Origin of the sequence: Streptomyces sp. HUAS MG91 (assembly GCF_040529335.1) — a bacterium.
Classification (GTDB): domain Bacteria; phylum Actinomycetota; class Actinomycetes; order Streptomycetales; family Streptomycetaceae; genus Streptomyces; species Streptomyces tabacisoli.
In genome coordinates this window covers 3,916,815-3,930,768 of the sequence record NZ_CP159534.1, presented here as the reverse complement: position 1 = coordinate 3,930,768, position 13,954 = coordinate 3,916,815, and the positions used below count along the sequence as shown (strand labels likewise).

The window sequence follows — 13,954 nt, the reverse complement described above, 5'->3', positions numbered from 1 at the left end:
CTGTTGCCCGCCGGTCCACGCCGGTTCTTCGTCGGTTCTTCGTCGGTTCCAGGCGGTTCTACGACGACGGGTCCCGCCACGAGGTGTGGCGGGACCCGTCGTGCGGAGCCGGGGTCAGCGCGAACGCTTCGCGAGGCGCTCCACGTCCAGCAGGATCACGGCGCGCGCCTCCAGGCGCAGCCAGCCGCGGCCCGCGAAGTCCGCGAGGGCCTTGTTCACCGTCTCGCGGGAGGCGCCGACCAGCTGGGCCAGCTCTTCCTGCGTGAGGTCGTGCACGACGTGGATGCCCTCCTCGGACTGCACGCCGAAGCGGCGCGACAGGTCCAGGAGCGCGCGGGCCACGCGGCCCGGCACGTCGGAGAAGACCAGGTCGGACATCTGGTCGTTCGTCTTGCGCAGGCGGCGGGCGACGGCGCGCAGCAGGGCGGCGGCCACCTCCGGGCGTGCGTTGAGCCAGGGCTGGAGGTCGCCGTGGCCGAGGCCGAGCAGCTTCACCTCGGTCAGCGCGCTGGCGGTCGCGGTGCGCGGGCCCGGGTCGAACAGCGACAGCTCGCCGATCAGCTCGCCGGGGCCGAGCACGGCCAGCATGTTCTCGCGGCCGTCGGGGGACGTGCGGTGGAGCTTCACCTTGCCCTCGGTGACCACGTACAGGCGGTCGCCGGGGTCGCCCTCGTGGAACAGGGCGTCGCCGCGTGCGAGGGTCACCTCACTCATGGAGGCGCGGAGCTCCGCGGCCTGCTCGTCATCGAGCGCCGCGAAGAGCGGGGCGCGCCGCAGAACGTCGTCCACGAGTTTCTCTCCTATGTCGCCTGCAGTGTGGGAAACGGTCGGGAAAGCCTTTCCCGACTGCCCATTTTGCCGGACGGTCCAAACAGTGTGATCAGTCACTCAGCTACAAGTCTGCCGCACCTGCGTCACAACCCGAGGGGGAGGGGGCCAAACGGGGGCCGATCCAGTGGCTCCGGGGCGGATGTCGGTGCCGGGCTTTAGGCTGGCCGGGTGTCCAAAAAGCCGGTGAGAGCGCAGGCGGCGGGGGCCGGAGCGGGATCGCCCGCCCCTGATTCCGCTGTGGGCGAACATGCCCGTACGGAGGCCGTGGTCTGCGCCGTTCCGGTTGCCGCAGAGCCCGGTTCCGCACAGGGGAAGGCCGCCCAGTAGATGCCCGCGAAGAAGAGAGCGGCGCCGGAGCAGACGGCGCCGGAGAAGACGGCCTCCGGCAAGGCTGCGCCCAGGAAGGCCGCGCCCGAGAAGGCGGCGGCCAAGAAGGTCGCGCCTAAGAAGGCCGCGCCCAAGAACGCGGCGCCCAAGAAAGCGGCGGCCAAGAAGGCCGTCGCCAAGCCCGAGTCCCGTACCGCGCTGGTCCGCCGCGCCCGCAGGATCAACCGCGAGCTCGCGGAGACGTACCCCTACGCCCACCCCGAGCTGGACTTCGAGGACCCCTTCCAGCTGCTGGTCGCCACGGTGATGTCCGCCCAGACGACCGACCTGAGGGTCAATCAGACGACCCCGGGCCTGTTCGCGAAGTACCCGACCCCGGAGGACCTCGCGGCGGCCGTGCCGGAGGAGGTCGAGGAGCTGATCCGGCCGACCGGGTTCTTCCGGGCGAAGACCCGGTCGATCATGGGCCTCGCCAAGGCCCTGTCGGAGGAGTTCGGCGGTGAGGTCCCGGGCCGCCTCGAAGACCTGGTCAAGCTGCCCGGAGTGGGCCGCAAGACGGCGTTCGTGGTGCTGGGCAACGCGTTCGGGAGGCCCGGCATCACCGTCGACACCCACTTCGGCCGGCTCGTGCGCCGCTGGAAGTGGACCGAGGAGACCGACCCGGACAAGGTCGAGAAGGCGGTCGGCGAGCTGTTCCCGAAGAGCGAGTGGACCCAGCTCAGCCACAACGTGATCTTCCACGGCCGCCGTATCTGCCACGCCCGCAAACCGGCCTGCGGCGCCTGCCCGATCGCCCCGCTCTGCCCGGCGTACGGCGAGGGCGAGACGGACCCGGAGAAGGCGAAGAAGCTGCTCAAGTACGAGAAGGGCGGCTTCCCGGGCCAGCGCCTCAAGCCGCCGCAGGGCTACCTGGACGCGGGCGGCATCGCGGCCCCGCCGCTGGGCGGTGCCACGTCCGGGTGACGGACGGCGAAGGCGGAACGAAGAGGGGGCGGTCGGGCGTTGGGTCCATCACGACAGGTACGGGGGTGACGATGAGGCACGTGAGCGAGATCAGCGGAATCAGCGGGACGGGCGGCACGGCGGGCCAGGGGGGCGCGGGAGCCGACGGCGCGGGACCGGACGTCACCGTGCGCACGGACGGCCTGCCCGCCTGGCTGGACCCCGTCGCCGACGCCGCCGCCACGCTCCGCGGCGAGCAGCTCAGCCGGTTCCTGCCGCCCGAGGACGGCGCGGGCCGGCAGTCCGCGGTGCTGATCCTGTTCGGCGAGGGCGACCGCGGCCCCGAGCTGCTGCTCATGGAGCGCTCGGGCTCGCTCAGATCGCATGCGGGCCAGCCCTCCTTCCCGGGCGGAGCCCTCGACCCGGAGGACGGCGACCCGCGCACCCAGGGCCCGTTGCGCGCCGCGCTGCGCGAGGCCTGGGAGGAGACCGGCCTCGACCCGCACGGCGTGCAGCTCTTCGGCGTGCTGCCCAAGCTCTACATCCCGGTGAGCGGATTCGTCGTCACGCCCGTACTGGGATGGTGGCGGACACCCACCCCCGTCGCGGCGGTCGATCCGGCGGAGACGGCCCGGGTCTTCACGGTCCCGGTGGCCGACCTCACCGACCCGGCCAACCGGGCGACGACGGTCCACCCGAGCGGCCACCGCGGCCCGGCCTTCCTCGTGGAGTCGGCGCTGGTGTGGGGGTTCACGGCGGGCGTGATCGACAGACTGCTGCACTTCGCGGGCTGGGAGCGGCCGTGGGACCGGGAGAACACGGTGTCACTCGACTGGCGCTCATGACAGGGTGGTCGCCGTACGGTGCGATGCCGGTGACTGCGACGTGAGGCGAGGCGTGACGAGGCGGGGCGTGACGAGGGCGGGGCTGTAGACGGTGAACGTGCTGGACATCCTGCTGCTCGCCGCAGCCGTGTGGTTCGCGGTCGTCGGCTACCGCCAGGGCTTCGTCGTCGGCATCCTGTCGGTGATCGGCTTCCTGGGCGGCGGCCTCGTCGCGGTCTACGCGCTGCCCCTGCTGTGGGGCGCGATCACCGACGACGCGGCCGTGTCGACCACCGCCGCGGTCGTCGCCGTGGTCGTCGTCATCGTCTGCGCCTCGGTCGGCCAGGCCTTCACCACCCACCTGGGCAACAAGCTGCGCAGATACATCACCTGGTCACCGGCGCGGGCGCTGGACGCGACGGGCGGCGTCCTGGTCAATGTGGCGGCGATGCTGCTGGTGGCGTGGCTGATAGGTTCCGCACTCGCCGGGACGACGCTGCCGACGCTCGGCAAGGAGGTCCGCGGCTCCAAGGTGCTGCTCGGTGTCTCCCGCGCGCTGCCGACCCAGGCGGACACCTGGTTCGCCAACTTCTCCTCCGCCCTCGCGCAGAACGGATTCCCCCAGGTCTTCAGCCCGTTCGCGAGCGAGCCGATCACCGAGGTCCGCCCGCCCGACCCGGCCCTGGCGAACAGCCCGGTCGCCGCGCGCGCCCAGCGTTCCATCGTCAAGGTCGTCGGCCAGGCGCCCAGTTGCGGCAAGGTCGTGGAGGGCACCGGCTTCGTCTTCGGCTCCCGCCGCGTGATGACGAACGCGCATGTGGTGGGCGGCGTCGACGAGCCCACCGTCCAGATAGGCGGCGAGGGCGTGAAGTACGACGCGAAGGTCGTTCTCTACGACTGGAAGCGCGACATCGCGGTCCTGGACGTGCCGTCACTGAGGGCGCCCGCGCTGAACTTCGCGCGGACCGACGCCGAGCGCGGCGGCGGCGCGATCGTCGCGGGCTTCCCGGAGAACGGCTCGTACGACGTGCGTCCCGCGCGCGTGCGCGGCCGGATCGACGCCAGCGGCCCGGACATCTATCACCGGGGCACGGTCGAGCGCGACGTGTACTCGCTGTACGCGACGGTGCGTCAGGGCAACTCGGGCGGCCCGCTGCTGACCCCCGACGGCAAGGTCTACGGCGTGGTCTTCGCGAAGTCCCTCGACAACGACGAGACGGGTTACGCCCTGACCGCCGACGAGATCGCCACCGACATCACCCGGGGCCGCACGGCGTCCCAGCAGGTGGACACGGACGCCTGCGCGCTCTGACGCCCCGGATTCCCCGGACTTCCCGGATTCCCCGGACTTCCCGGCGGATGAGGGGTGTTCAGCTGCGGCTGGTGTGCCGCAACCGCGCCGACATCCAGCGGGCCCGACGCCGCAGGATACGCGGAATGCCCAGCCGGGGATCGTGCGCCGGATCGTCCTGCGGCGCTCCCCTCTGGGGTGTGCCCAGCGTCATCGCTGGGCGGCGGTTGCGTGCTGCGTCACTGTAATCGTGCGTCCAGCCCATACCTCGACGTGTGCCCGTGCCCCAAGGTCGGTAACCTCCCCCACGGTCCCCAAATTGGCGTATGCGGCAGGCATTTGGCTGTTCGTAGGACAAGTGTTCCTGCCCGTATATCGGGCACTCACTGAGCGCTCCCGAGCGGTCACTCAGCGGCCTGTCGGCCGGGCTCGGAGGGTCCTGTCGGCCGGGCCCGGGGCCTACCGGTCGGGCTCGGGATCCTTCAGCCAGTTCACGAGTTCCTTGGAGAACGCCTCGGGGTCCTCCTCGTGCGGGAAGTGCCCGAGGCCGTCGAACAGGCGCCAGCGGTACGGTGCTTCGACGTACTCCCCGGACCCGGCCGCGCTCCGGGTGCGCATCACCGGGTCGAGCGAGCCGTGCAGATGCAGCGTGGGCACCCGCACCGGCCGCTTCATGCGCCGGTTGAACTGGATGCCGTCGGGCCGGGCGAGGGAGCGCACCATCCACCGGTACGGCTCGATCGAGCAGTGCGCGGTCGACGGGATGAGCATCGCCCGCTGATAGGTCAGCACGGTCTCGTCGTCGGGCTGGTGCGGCCCCGACCAGTCCCGTACGAGCTTGCCGACCAGCGCCCCGTCGTCGGCGACGAGCTGACGCTCCGGCAGCCACGGGCGCTGGAAGCCCCAGACGTAACTGCCCGAGCGGGACTGGCGGTAGTCGGCGAGCATCGCCGAGCGCCAGCGGCGCGGGTGCGGCATCGAGGACACCGCGAGCCGGCGCACCAGCTTGGGCCGCATCACGGCCGCCGTCCAGGCGAGATAGCCGCCGAGGTCGTGCCCGACCAGCGCGGCGTCCGGCTCGCCCAGCGACCGCACCACGCCGGTGATGTCGAGCGCCAGGTTCGCCGGATCGTAGCCGCGCGGCGTCCGGTCGCTGCCGCCGACGCCGCGCAGGTCCATGGCGACGGCCCGGAATCCCGCGTCGGCCAGCGCGCCGAGCTGGTGTCGCCACGTCCACCAGAACTGGGGGAAACCGTGCAGCAGCAGAACCAGCGGTCCGTCACCCATTTCGGCGATGTGGAACCGCGCGCCGTTGGCGGCGACGTCCCGGTGGAGCACCTCTCTCCCGCCGGGGACGTCCAGGCGTACGACAGAAGCGGGCGGCGGTGCGGCCGAAGGAGTGGCGGGGTCCGTCATGAAGACGAGCGTGCCACAGCCTCGATGGCCTCGGGGACACGGTCGGCCGGCACCTCGCGCGGGTGCGGCTTGGCGTGCTGCAGGACGCCGGCCGTCTCCTTGAACGAGGCGGCGACCTTCTGCGGACCCTTGCCCTTCTTGGCCTTCTTGGCGAAGACGACGCCGATCAGGCTGAGCAGGATCGCGAGGGCCACACTGGCGCTGAAGGACAGCAGGAAGCACCAGGCGAGGTTCCAGCCGCCCCGGCCGTTGAAGCCGCCGGTCCAGGCGTTGATGGCGTAGGCCAGGGCGAAGCTCAGCATGGGCAGGGAGAAGACCAGCACGGCCACGGCCACGGTGAACATGCCACCGCTGGTCGCTCCGCGCTTCACGTCCTGCTTGAGCTGTGCCTTCGCCAGGGCGATCTCGTCGTGCACCAGTGCGGACATCTCGGTCGTCGCCGAGGCGAACAGCTGGCCGATGCTGCGTTCGGCGCCGACCGGGCTGCCGTCGGGTGCGCTCATCGCGTACTCCCTGTTGTTCTGTCGGTGCTCCGTATGTGCGGACTCGTTGTCAGATCATGCCGGACGCTCGTCCTCGTCGCCTGCCCCGGCCGCCACTTCGGCACGCCTGCGGTGCTCCGCGGCCTTCTTCTCGTAGATCTCGGCCATCCGGAGGTGGTACTCCGGGTTGTCCTGCTCGTAGACGTCGGGGATGCCGTCCTGGTCCTCGTCACGCTCCTCGGTCTCCCACAGGGCGCGGTACTTGGCGTTCCGCATCTTCAGGAGCACGCTGCTGAGCACGGCCGCGATCAGCGAGCCCACGAGGACGGCCGCCTTGACCTCGTCGGTCAGCAGCGGATCGTCGGTGAAGGCGAGTTCGCCGATGAGCAGCGAGACGGTGAAGCCGATCCCGGCGAGCGAGGCGACGGCGAACACGTCCGCCCAGACCAGCTCGTCGGGCAGGGAGGCCCTGGTGAACCGGGCCGTCAGCCACGTACCGCCGAAGATGCCGACGGCCTTGCCGACGACGAGACCGAGCACCACACCGAGCGTCTCCGGCCGGGTGAAGACGTCGCCCAGCGCGCCGCCCGACACCGCGACCCCGGCGCTGAACAGCGCGAACAGCGGCACCGCGAGCCCCGCAGAGAGAGGGCGGACGAGGTGTTCGATGTGCTCGCCGGGGGAGTGGGTCTCGCCCTCCTCGCGGTGGCAGCGCAGCATCAGGCCCATGGCGACACCGGCGATGGTGGCGTGGATGCCGCTGTTGTACATCAGGCCCCAGATGACCAGGGCGAGCGGCACGTACACGTACCAGCCGCGCACCCGCTTGCGCAGCAGCAGCCAGAAGACCGCGAGGCCGACGAAGGCACCCGCGAGCGCCGCGAAATCGAGGTCGCTCGTGAAGAAGACCGCGATGATCAGGATCGCGAAGAGGTCGTCGACGACGGCGAGGGTCAGCAGGAAGGCGCGCAGGGCGCTCGGCAGCGAGGTCCCGATGACGGCGAGCACGGCGAGCGCGAAGGCGATGTCGGTGGCGGTGGGCACGGCCCAGCCAGCCAGGGAGCCGCCGCCGGCCGAGGCGACGACGGTGTAGACGATCGCGGGCATCGCCATGCCGCAGAGGGCGGCGACGACCGGCAGCGCGGCCGCTTTCGGGTCGCGCAGATCGCCCGCGACCAGCTCGCGCTTGAGTTCGATGCCGGCGACGAAGAAGAAGACCGCGAGGAGCCCGTCGGCCGCCCAGTGCTCGACGGAGAGGTCGAGGCCGAGCGCGGAGAGGCCGAAGTGGGCGTCGCTGACGGTCTCGTAGCTGTGGCTGAGCGCCGGTACGTTCGCCCAGATCAGGGCGGCGACGGCGGCGGCGAGCAGCAGGACGCCGCCGACGGTCTCGGTGCGCAGGGCCTCGGCGATGAAGTTCCGCTCGGGCAGGGAGATCCGGCCGAGTGCGGTGCGGCCGGGCTTGCTCTGCTTCTGGGGCGCTGCCACGAGGGGGACCTCCGGTCGGGTACGGCTGATGACATCGCCGACCAGACTTCCCGGCACACCCTGTGAACTTCATGGCGCGTTCTTGACGCGGACTTCACCCTACCGGGTGTACGCGAGACGTACCTGGTGATCATCACCATACGTACGAAACGGGCACCCGGCGCGTTCACCGGGTGCCCGTTCGTCCGTATTCGCGGGTGATCAGTCCTCGCTGGGCGCCGCCGGCAGCTTGTTCTGGATCAGGTCCATCACGGAGGAGTCGGCGAGCGTGGTGACGTCACCGACCGCGCGGTTCTCCGCGACGTCGCGCAGGAGGCGGCGCATGATCTTGCCGGAGCGGGTCTTGGGCAGTTCGGCGACGGGCAGGACCCGCTTGGGCTTGGCGATCGGGCCGAGCGTGGCGCCGACGTGGTTGCGCAGGTCGGCGACGAGGGACTCGTCCTCCGCGTTGGCGCTGCCGCGCAGGATCACGAAGGCGACGATCGCCTGACCGGTGGTCTCGTCGGCGGCGCCGACCACGGCGGCCTCGGCGACGGCCGGGTGCGAGACGAGCGCGGACTCGACCTCGGTGGTGGAGATGTTGTGCCCGGAGACGAGCATGACGTCGTCGACGCGGCCGAGGAGCCAGATGTCGCCGTCCTCGTCCTTCTTGGCGCCGTCACCGGCGAAGTACTTGCCCTCGAAGCGCGACCAGTAGGTGTCGATGAACCGCTGGTCGTCGCCCCAGATGGTGCGCAGCATCGACGGCCACGGCTCGGTGAGGACCAGGTAGCCACCGCCGCCGTTGGGTACCTCGTTGGCCTCGTCGTCGACGACGGTCGCGGAGATGCCGGGCAGCGGGCGCTGGGCGGAGCCGGGCTTGGTCTCGGTGACGCCGGGCAGCGGCGAGATCATCATGGCGCCGGTCTCGGTCTGCCACCAGGTGTCCACGATCGGGGCCTTGTCGCCGCCGATGTTCTTGCGGTACCAGACCCAGGCCTCGGGGTTGATCGGCTCGCCCACGGAACCCAGCACGCGCAGGCTGCTGAGGTCGAACTTCGCGGGGATGTCGTCGCCCCACTTCATGAACGTGCGGATCGCGGTGGGCGCCGTGTAGAGGATCGTGACGCCGTACTTCTGCACGATCTCCCAGAACCGGCCCTGGTGCGGGGTGTCCGGGGTGCCCTCGTAGATGACCTGCGTCGCGCCGTTGGAGAGCGGGCCGTAGGTGATGTACGAGTGGCCGGTGACCCAGCCGATGTCGGCCGTGCACCAGTACACGTCCGTCTCCGGCTTGAGGTCGAAGACCGCGTGGTGGGTGTAGCTGGCCTGCGTCAGGTAGCCGCCCGAGGTGTGCAGGATGCCCTTCGGCTTACCCGTCGTGCCCGACGTGTAGAGGATGAAGAGCGGCTGCTCGGCGTCGAACGCCTGCGGGGTGTGCTCCGCCGACTGCCTTCCGGCGACGTCGTGCCACCACACGTCGCGGCCCTCGGTCCAGGCGACGTCCTGCTTCGTGCGCTGCACGACGAGGACCTTGTCGACGGATACGCGGGTGAGCGCCTCGTCGACGGCCGGCTTGAGGGCGGAGGGCTTGCCGCGGCGGTAGCCGCCGTCGGAGGTGATGACGACCTTGGCGTCGGCGTCCTCGATGCGCTTGGCGATCGCGTCGGCGGAGAAGCCGCCGAAGACGACGGAGTGCGCGGCACCGATGCGCGCGCAGGCGAGCATCGAGATGACGGCCTCGGGGATCATCGGCAGGTAGACGGCGACCCGGTCGCCCTTCTGCACGCCCAGCTCGGTCAGCGCGTTCGCCGCGCGGCTGACCTCGTCCTTCAGCTCGGCGTAGGTGATCGCGCGGCTGTCGCCGGGCTCGCCCTCGAAGTGGATCGCGACCCGGTCGCCGTTGCCCGCCTCGACGTGGCGGTCGACGCAGTTGTACGCGACGTTGAGCTTGCCGTCCTTGAACCACTTGGCGAACGGCGGGTTCGACCAGTCCAGGGTCTCGGTCGGCTCGGTGGCCCAGGTGAGGCGGCGGGCCTGCTCGGCCCAGAAGCCCAGCCGGTCAGCCTTGGCCTGCTCATACGCCTCGGCCGTGACGTTGGCGTTCGCCGCCAGGTCAGCGGGCGGCGCGAAGCGTCGCTCTTCCTTCAGAAGATTGGCCAGGCTCTCGTTGCTCACGGCTTCTGCCTTTCCCAAGGTGTCCGTTGTGTCCCAGGCCACAGCTCATCAGACGTCGCCCCCTGGTGACAAGGGGTGTCCGAAAATTGGTTTAGACCTATAGGCCCGGAGTTCATGCGTGTGGCTCCCGGCGGTGCCGGGAGCCACACGCTCTCACTTATCCCACGGATCCGGGAAAGGGCCGGTTCAGGCCCGGGCCGCTCCGGTGTCCTCGTAGGCGGCCGCCTCGACCTGACCGAAGACGGGATCACGCTCTTCCAGCAGGTAGGCCTGGGCCTCGCCGACGTGGAAGTACATCCCGTGCAGTTCGAGCACGCCCTCGTCCAGGGCGCGCGCGACCGACTCGTGCGCCCGCAGATGCTCCAACTGCTGGACGACATTGGTCAGACAGAGCTGCTCGACCGTGTCGGCCGGCGCCCGGCCCGCGAGCCGCGCCCAGGGCAACTCCTTGTCGCCCATCCGCTCCAGGCTCGGCATCCCGTGCCGCAGCCACCGCTTGAGCGGGGTGAGCGCTCCGGGAGCGGACGGCGGACTGCTCAACAACGCCTGCATCGCGCCGCATCCCGAGTGCCCGCACACGGTGATCGACTGCACCTTCAGGACGTCGACGGCGTACTCGATGGCGGCGGCGACCGAGTCGTCCCCGCTCTCGGCACCCGGCAACGGCACCAGATTTCCCACGTTCCGCACGACGAACAGGTCGCCGGGGCCGCTCGACGTGATCATCGAGGTGACGACCCGGGAGTCGGCGCAGGTCAGGAAGAGCTGCGTGGGCTTCTGCCCCTCCCGCGCGAGCCGGGCCAGCTCGCCGCGGACCAGCGGCGCCGTGTTCCGCTGGAACGCGCTGATACCGCTGGCCAGATGGTGCCCGCCGCGGGCCGGCGCCGTCCGCTCGGGGGTGTGCGTGTGCGGCCGGTCGTCGCAGTGGTGGTTGCGCCAGGGGGTCCAGGGGCGGCAGCAGGCGTGCGAGGCGCTCGCCGGCTCGGCGATCCGCGATCCGCCGCGCCCGGCCACCTCGACCTGTCCGCCCTGGGTGGTGTGGGCCTTCTGCCAGCCCTGAAGGGCTTCGTACGCGGCATGGTCCATGAAAGATCCGTCCAACTCCACTACGCAGTTCGCCCCTTGGGGCACCTGATGAAGGGTGCGGCTCAGCCGTGGCACGGCGAGGAACGTCAACTGGCCGCGTACGCGCACATGGTGGACGCCGCGGGCGTCCTCCTCGTGCGTGATCCGGGTGCGCGCGAGGCGCTGCATCGCGACGCCGACGGCGACCGCGACACCGAGGCCGACGCCTTCGAGCACGCCGAAGACGACGACGCCGAGGGTGGTCACGACGTAGACGAGCACCTCACGGTGGCGGGTGACCGTGCGGATGTGGTGCAGGGACACCATCTGGATGCCGACCATCATCACCAGCGCGGCGAGCGAGGCGAGCGGGATCAGCTCCAGGACGGGGACCAGGAGGAGGGTGGCCGCTACTACCCAAACGCCGTGCAGCACCGCGGAGTTCCCGCTCACGGCGCCCGCGTTGATGTTCGCGGTCGAGCGCACCGCGACGCCCGCGACGGGCAGCCCGCCGAGCGAGCCGGAGACGATGTTCGACGCGCCCTGGGAGAGCAGCTCCCGGTCCAGGTTCGAGCGGCGCATCGACGGCGGCAGATCGGGCCGCGCGGCGGCCATCTTGTCCACGGCGACGGCGCCGAGCAGTGACTGCACGCTGCACACCAGGGTCGTGGTCAGCACGGCCGCGGCGATGCCGAGCACCGGCCCCTCGGGCAGTCCGGCCAGCGCGTGGCTGCTCCAGGACGGCAGGTCGACCTCGGGCAGGCTCAGCCCGAGCAGTGCGGCGGTGACGCTCGCGGCGGTCACGGCGACGAGCGCGCCCGGGATCTTGCGGGTGACGCGCCCGACGCCACCCGGGATCCTCGGCCAGGCGAGCAGGATGGCGATGGTGAGGACGCTGATGGCGAGCGCGGCGGGCTGCAGGTTCGCCAACTGGGCGGGCAGGGCGCCCAGGTTGGCGAGTACGGAGCTCTGGGGAGTGCCGCCGAGGACGATGTGGACCTGGGCGACGGCGATGGTGATGCCGATGCCGGCGAGCATGCCGTGCACCACGGCGGGGCTGACGGCGAGCGCCGTGCGCGCCACGCGCAGGCAGCCGAGCCCGAGCTGGGCGACGCCGGCCATCACGGTGATGGCGCAGGTGGTCCGCCAGCCGTAGCGCTGGATCAGCTCGGCGGTGACCACGGTCAGGCCCGCGGCGGGGCCGCTGACCTGGAGCGGGGCGCCGCCCATGACACCGGCGACGATGCCGCCGACGGCGGCGGCGACCAGCCCCGACTCCAGGGGCGCGCCGGTCGCCAGGGCGATGCCGAGGGACAGCGGGAGGGCGATCAGGAAGACCGCGATGGACGCCGAGAGGTCGGCGCCCGCGATACGGAAGCGGCGGCGGGGCGCCGGCGGTGGACTGTGGGCCGGGTGGGCGGCGTCTGTCGGCTCGCCCGGTCGTTCGGAGTCACTGGCGCGGGTGGGTACGCAGGCTGACATGGTTCCCGTCTCCTCCGGGGTGCAGCGCGGTCGCGGAATGTGGGGGACCCCCGGGTGGTGGGTGGGGGTCGGTCGCGGCCGTGGTTCACGGCGTGCAGCGGCGGGATGAAAATCAACGTTCGATATCAACGCTCGGTAAATGAATAGTAATGCAGAGTAAAGGACTGGGTGGGCTCAAAAGGGCAAATGGGGCAAGGTTTCACTCTGCGTAGTGAACTAAAACTTTGGTCGGCTTGTCGTACAAATCGTGTACGGCCTTCGTGCGACGGTGACGGCGCCGCCCGCCGGAAGCGGGCATTTCTCGCATTCACCTCCTCTCAGCCGACTCCAGGAAGAAGGTGGGCGGAAGATGGCCGCCACCCGAAGGATCGCTCCCCGCCCGTCCCTGCGGATCGCCGCGGGTATCACCGCCGCCGCGGCCTGCGCCGCGGCCCTCGCCGGCTGCGGCACGGACGCCCCGCAGCACCAGGGCGCCCCGGGCCCCAAGGAGGCCGCCGCGCCCCACAAGGGCGCCCCGGGCAGCGTGCTCCGCCTCATCGGCGACGGCTCGACCGCGTACACCGGTCGCCAGCCGCATCTGCCGAGAGCCGACCGCCTCGAGGCGGGACAGAAGCCGCCCCAGTTCGTCGTCTTCTCCTGGGACGGCGCGGGCGAGGACAGCCAGAAGCTCTTCTCGCACTTCCGCAAGGTCGCCAAGAAGAACAACGCGACCATGACGTACTTCCTCAGCGGCGTGTACATGCTCCCCGAGGACAAGGCGGGCGAGTACCACGCGCCGCAGCACTCGCCGGGCCGCTCCGACATCGGATTCAACGACCTCAAGGGGATCAAGGACACCGCGGAGCAGGTGCGCGGTGCCTGGCTCGAGGGCAACGAGATCGGCACCCACTTCAACGGTCACTTCTGCGGCAAGGACGGCGGGGTCGGCCAGTGGTCGGTGGCCGAGTGGAAGAGCGAGATCGCCCAGGCCAAGTCGTTCGTGAAGTCATGGAAGACCAACACGGGCCTGAAGAAGGCGGCGCCGCTGCCCTTCGACTACGACAAGGAGCTCATCGGCGCCCGCACGCCCTGCCTGGAAGGGCAGAAGAACTTCATGCGCGCCGCCCACGACCTGGGCTTCCGCTATGACACCAGCGGCGTCAACAACCAGGTCTGGCCGACGAAGAAGGACGGTCTGTGGGACCTGTCCATGCAGCTCGTGCCGTTCCTCGGCCACTCCTACGAGCAGCTGACCATGGACTACAACTTCGCCGTGAACCAGTCCGGCACCATGCACGGCGACCCCGCCAGGCACGCCTACTGGGGCAACCAGATGCGCGACAGCCTGCTGGCGGGCTTCAACCGCGCCTACAAGGGCAACCGCGCGCCGCTGATCATCGGCAACCACTTCGAGTCCTGGAACGGCGGCACCTACATGCGCGCCGTCGAGCAGACCGTCGAGAGGGTCTGCAACAAGCCGGACGTGCGCTGCGTCTCCTTCCACCAGCTCGCCGACTGGCTCGACGCGCAGGACGCCGGCACCCTGCGCAAGCTCGCCGAACTGCCCGTCGGCAAGGCGCCCGGGCAGGGCTGGCCGGCCTTCCTCAACGGCGGCGGTCCGGCCCCGGCCCCCAAGGGGGTGCCGGGCGCACCGGCCGCCAAGTCCTAGGAGC

At 70.8% G+C, this 13,954-nt stretch carries 11 protein-coding genes; 4 read left to right on the top strand and 7 right to left on the bottom strand.

Annotation, left to right across the window (positions count from 1 at the left end; translation table 11 throughout):
* Positions 1-114: 114 nt before the first annotated feature.
* Entirely contained in the window at positions 115-789 is a 675-nt protein-coding gene (locus ABII15_RS17705; protein ID WP_016642758.1) for a Crp/Fnr family transcriptional regulator, read from the bottom strand.
* A 369-nt stretch (positions 790-1,158) separates the two neighbouring features.
* On the opposite strand from ABII15_RS17705, the gene nth reads away from it, so the two are divergent.
* From nth to ABII15_RS17690, 3 genes are all read left to right on the top strand, one after another.
* On the top strand, positions 1,159-2,121 hold the full coding sequence (nth, locus tag ABII15_RS17700; RefSeq protein WP_353943295.1) for an endonuclease III: 963 nt from the start codon (positions 1,159-1,161) through the stop codon (positions 2,119-2,121).
* 71 nt (positions 2,122-2,192) lie between these two features.
* A complete protein-coding gene (locus tag ABII15_RS17695; RefSeq protein WP_353943294.1) occupies positions 2,193-2,945 on the top strand; it encodes a CoA pyrophosphatase in 753 nt (250 codons plus the stop codon).
* Positions 2,946-3,036: 91 nt separating this feature from the next.
* A complete protein-coding gene (locus tag ABII15_RS17690; protein ID WP_353943293.1) occupies positions 3,037-4,236 on the top strand; it encodes a MarP family serine protease in 1,200 nt (399 codons plus the stop codon).
* Between the two features lie 58 nt (positions 4,237-4,294).
* Here the strand turns inward: ABII15_RS17690 and ABII15_RS17685 are convergent, their stop codons facing one another.
* The 6 genes from ABII15_RS17685 to ABII15_RS17660 form a co-directional block, all read right to left on the bottom strand.
* On the bottom strand, positions 4,295-4,480 hold the full coding sequence (locus ABII15_RS17685) for a hypothetical protein (RefSeq protein ID WP_111662807.1): 186 nt from the start codon (positions 4,478-4,480) through the stop codon (positions 4,295-4,297).
* Between the two features lie 194 nt (positions 4,481-4,674).
* A complete protein-coding gene (locus ABII15_RS17680) occupies positions 4,675-5,631 on the bottom strand; it encodes an alpha/beta hydrolase (protein WP_353943292.1) in 957 nt (318 codons plus the stop codon).
* Positions 5,628-6,134, bottom strand: a complete 507-nt coding sequence (locus ABII15_RS17675; protein ID WP_353943291.1) for a phage holin family protein — start codon at positions 6,132-6,134, stop codon at positions 5,628-5,630. The genes ABII15_RS17680 and ABII15_RS17675 overlap by 4 nt, the downstream gene beginning before the upstream one ends.
* Before the next feature lie 54 nt (positions 6,135-6,188).
* On the bottom strand, positions 6,189-7,598 hold the full coding sequence (nhaA, locus tag ABII15_RS17670) for a Na+/H+ antiporter NhaA (protein ID WP_353943290.1): 1,410 nt from the start codon (positions 7,596-7,598) through the stop codon (positions 6,189-6,191).
* 201 nt (positions 7,599-7,799) lie between these two features.
* Entirely contained in the window at positions 7,800-9,797 is a 1,998-nt protein-coding gene (gene acs, locus ABII15_RS17665) for an acetate--CoA ligase (protein WP_353943289.1), read from the bottom strand.
* 144 nt (positions 9,798-9,941) lie between these two features.
* Positions 9,942-12,302 carry a bifunctional SulP family inorganic anion transporter/carbonic anhydrase gene (locus ABII15_RS17660; RefSeq protein WP_353943288.1) on the bottom strand — a complete coding sequence of 787 codons (2,361 nt, stop codon included), beginning with the start codon at positions 12,300-12,302 and terminating at the stop codon, positions 9,942-9,944.
* A 349-nt stretch (positions 12,303-12,651) separates the two neighbouring features.
* Between ABII15_RS17660 and ABII15_RS17655 the strand changes: the two genes are divergently transcribed.
* A complete protein-coding gene (locus tag ABII15_RS17655) occupies positions 12,652-13,950 on the top strand; it encodes a hypothetical protein (protein ID WP_353943287.1) in 1,299 nt (432 codons plus the stop codon).
* The last annotated feature ends 4 nt before the right edge of the window (positions 13,951-13,954 follow it).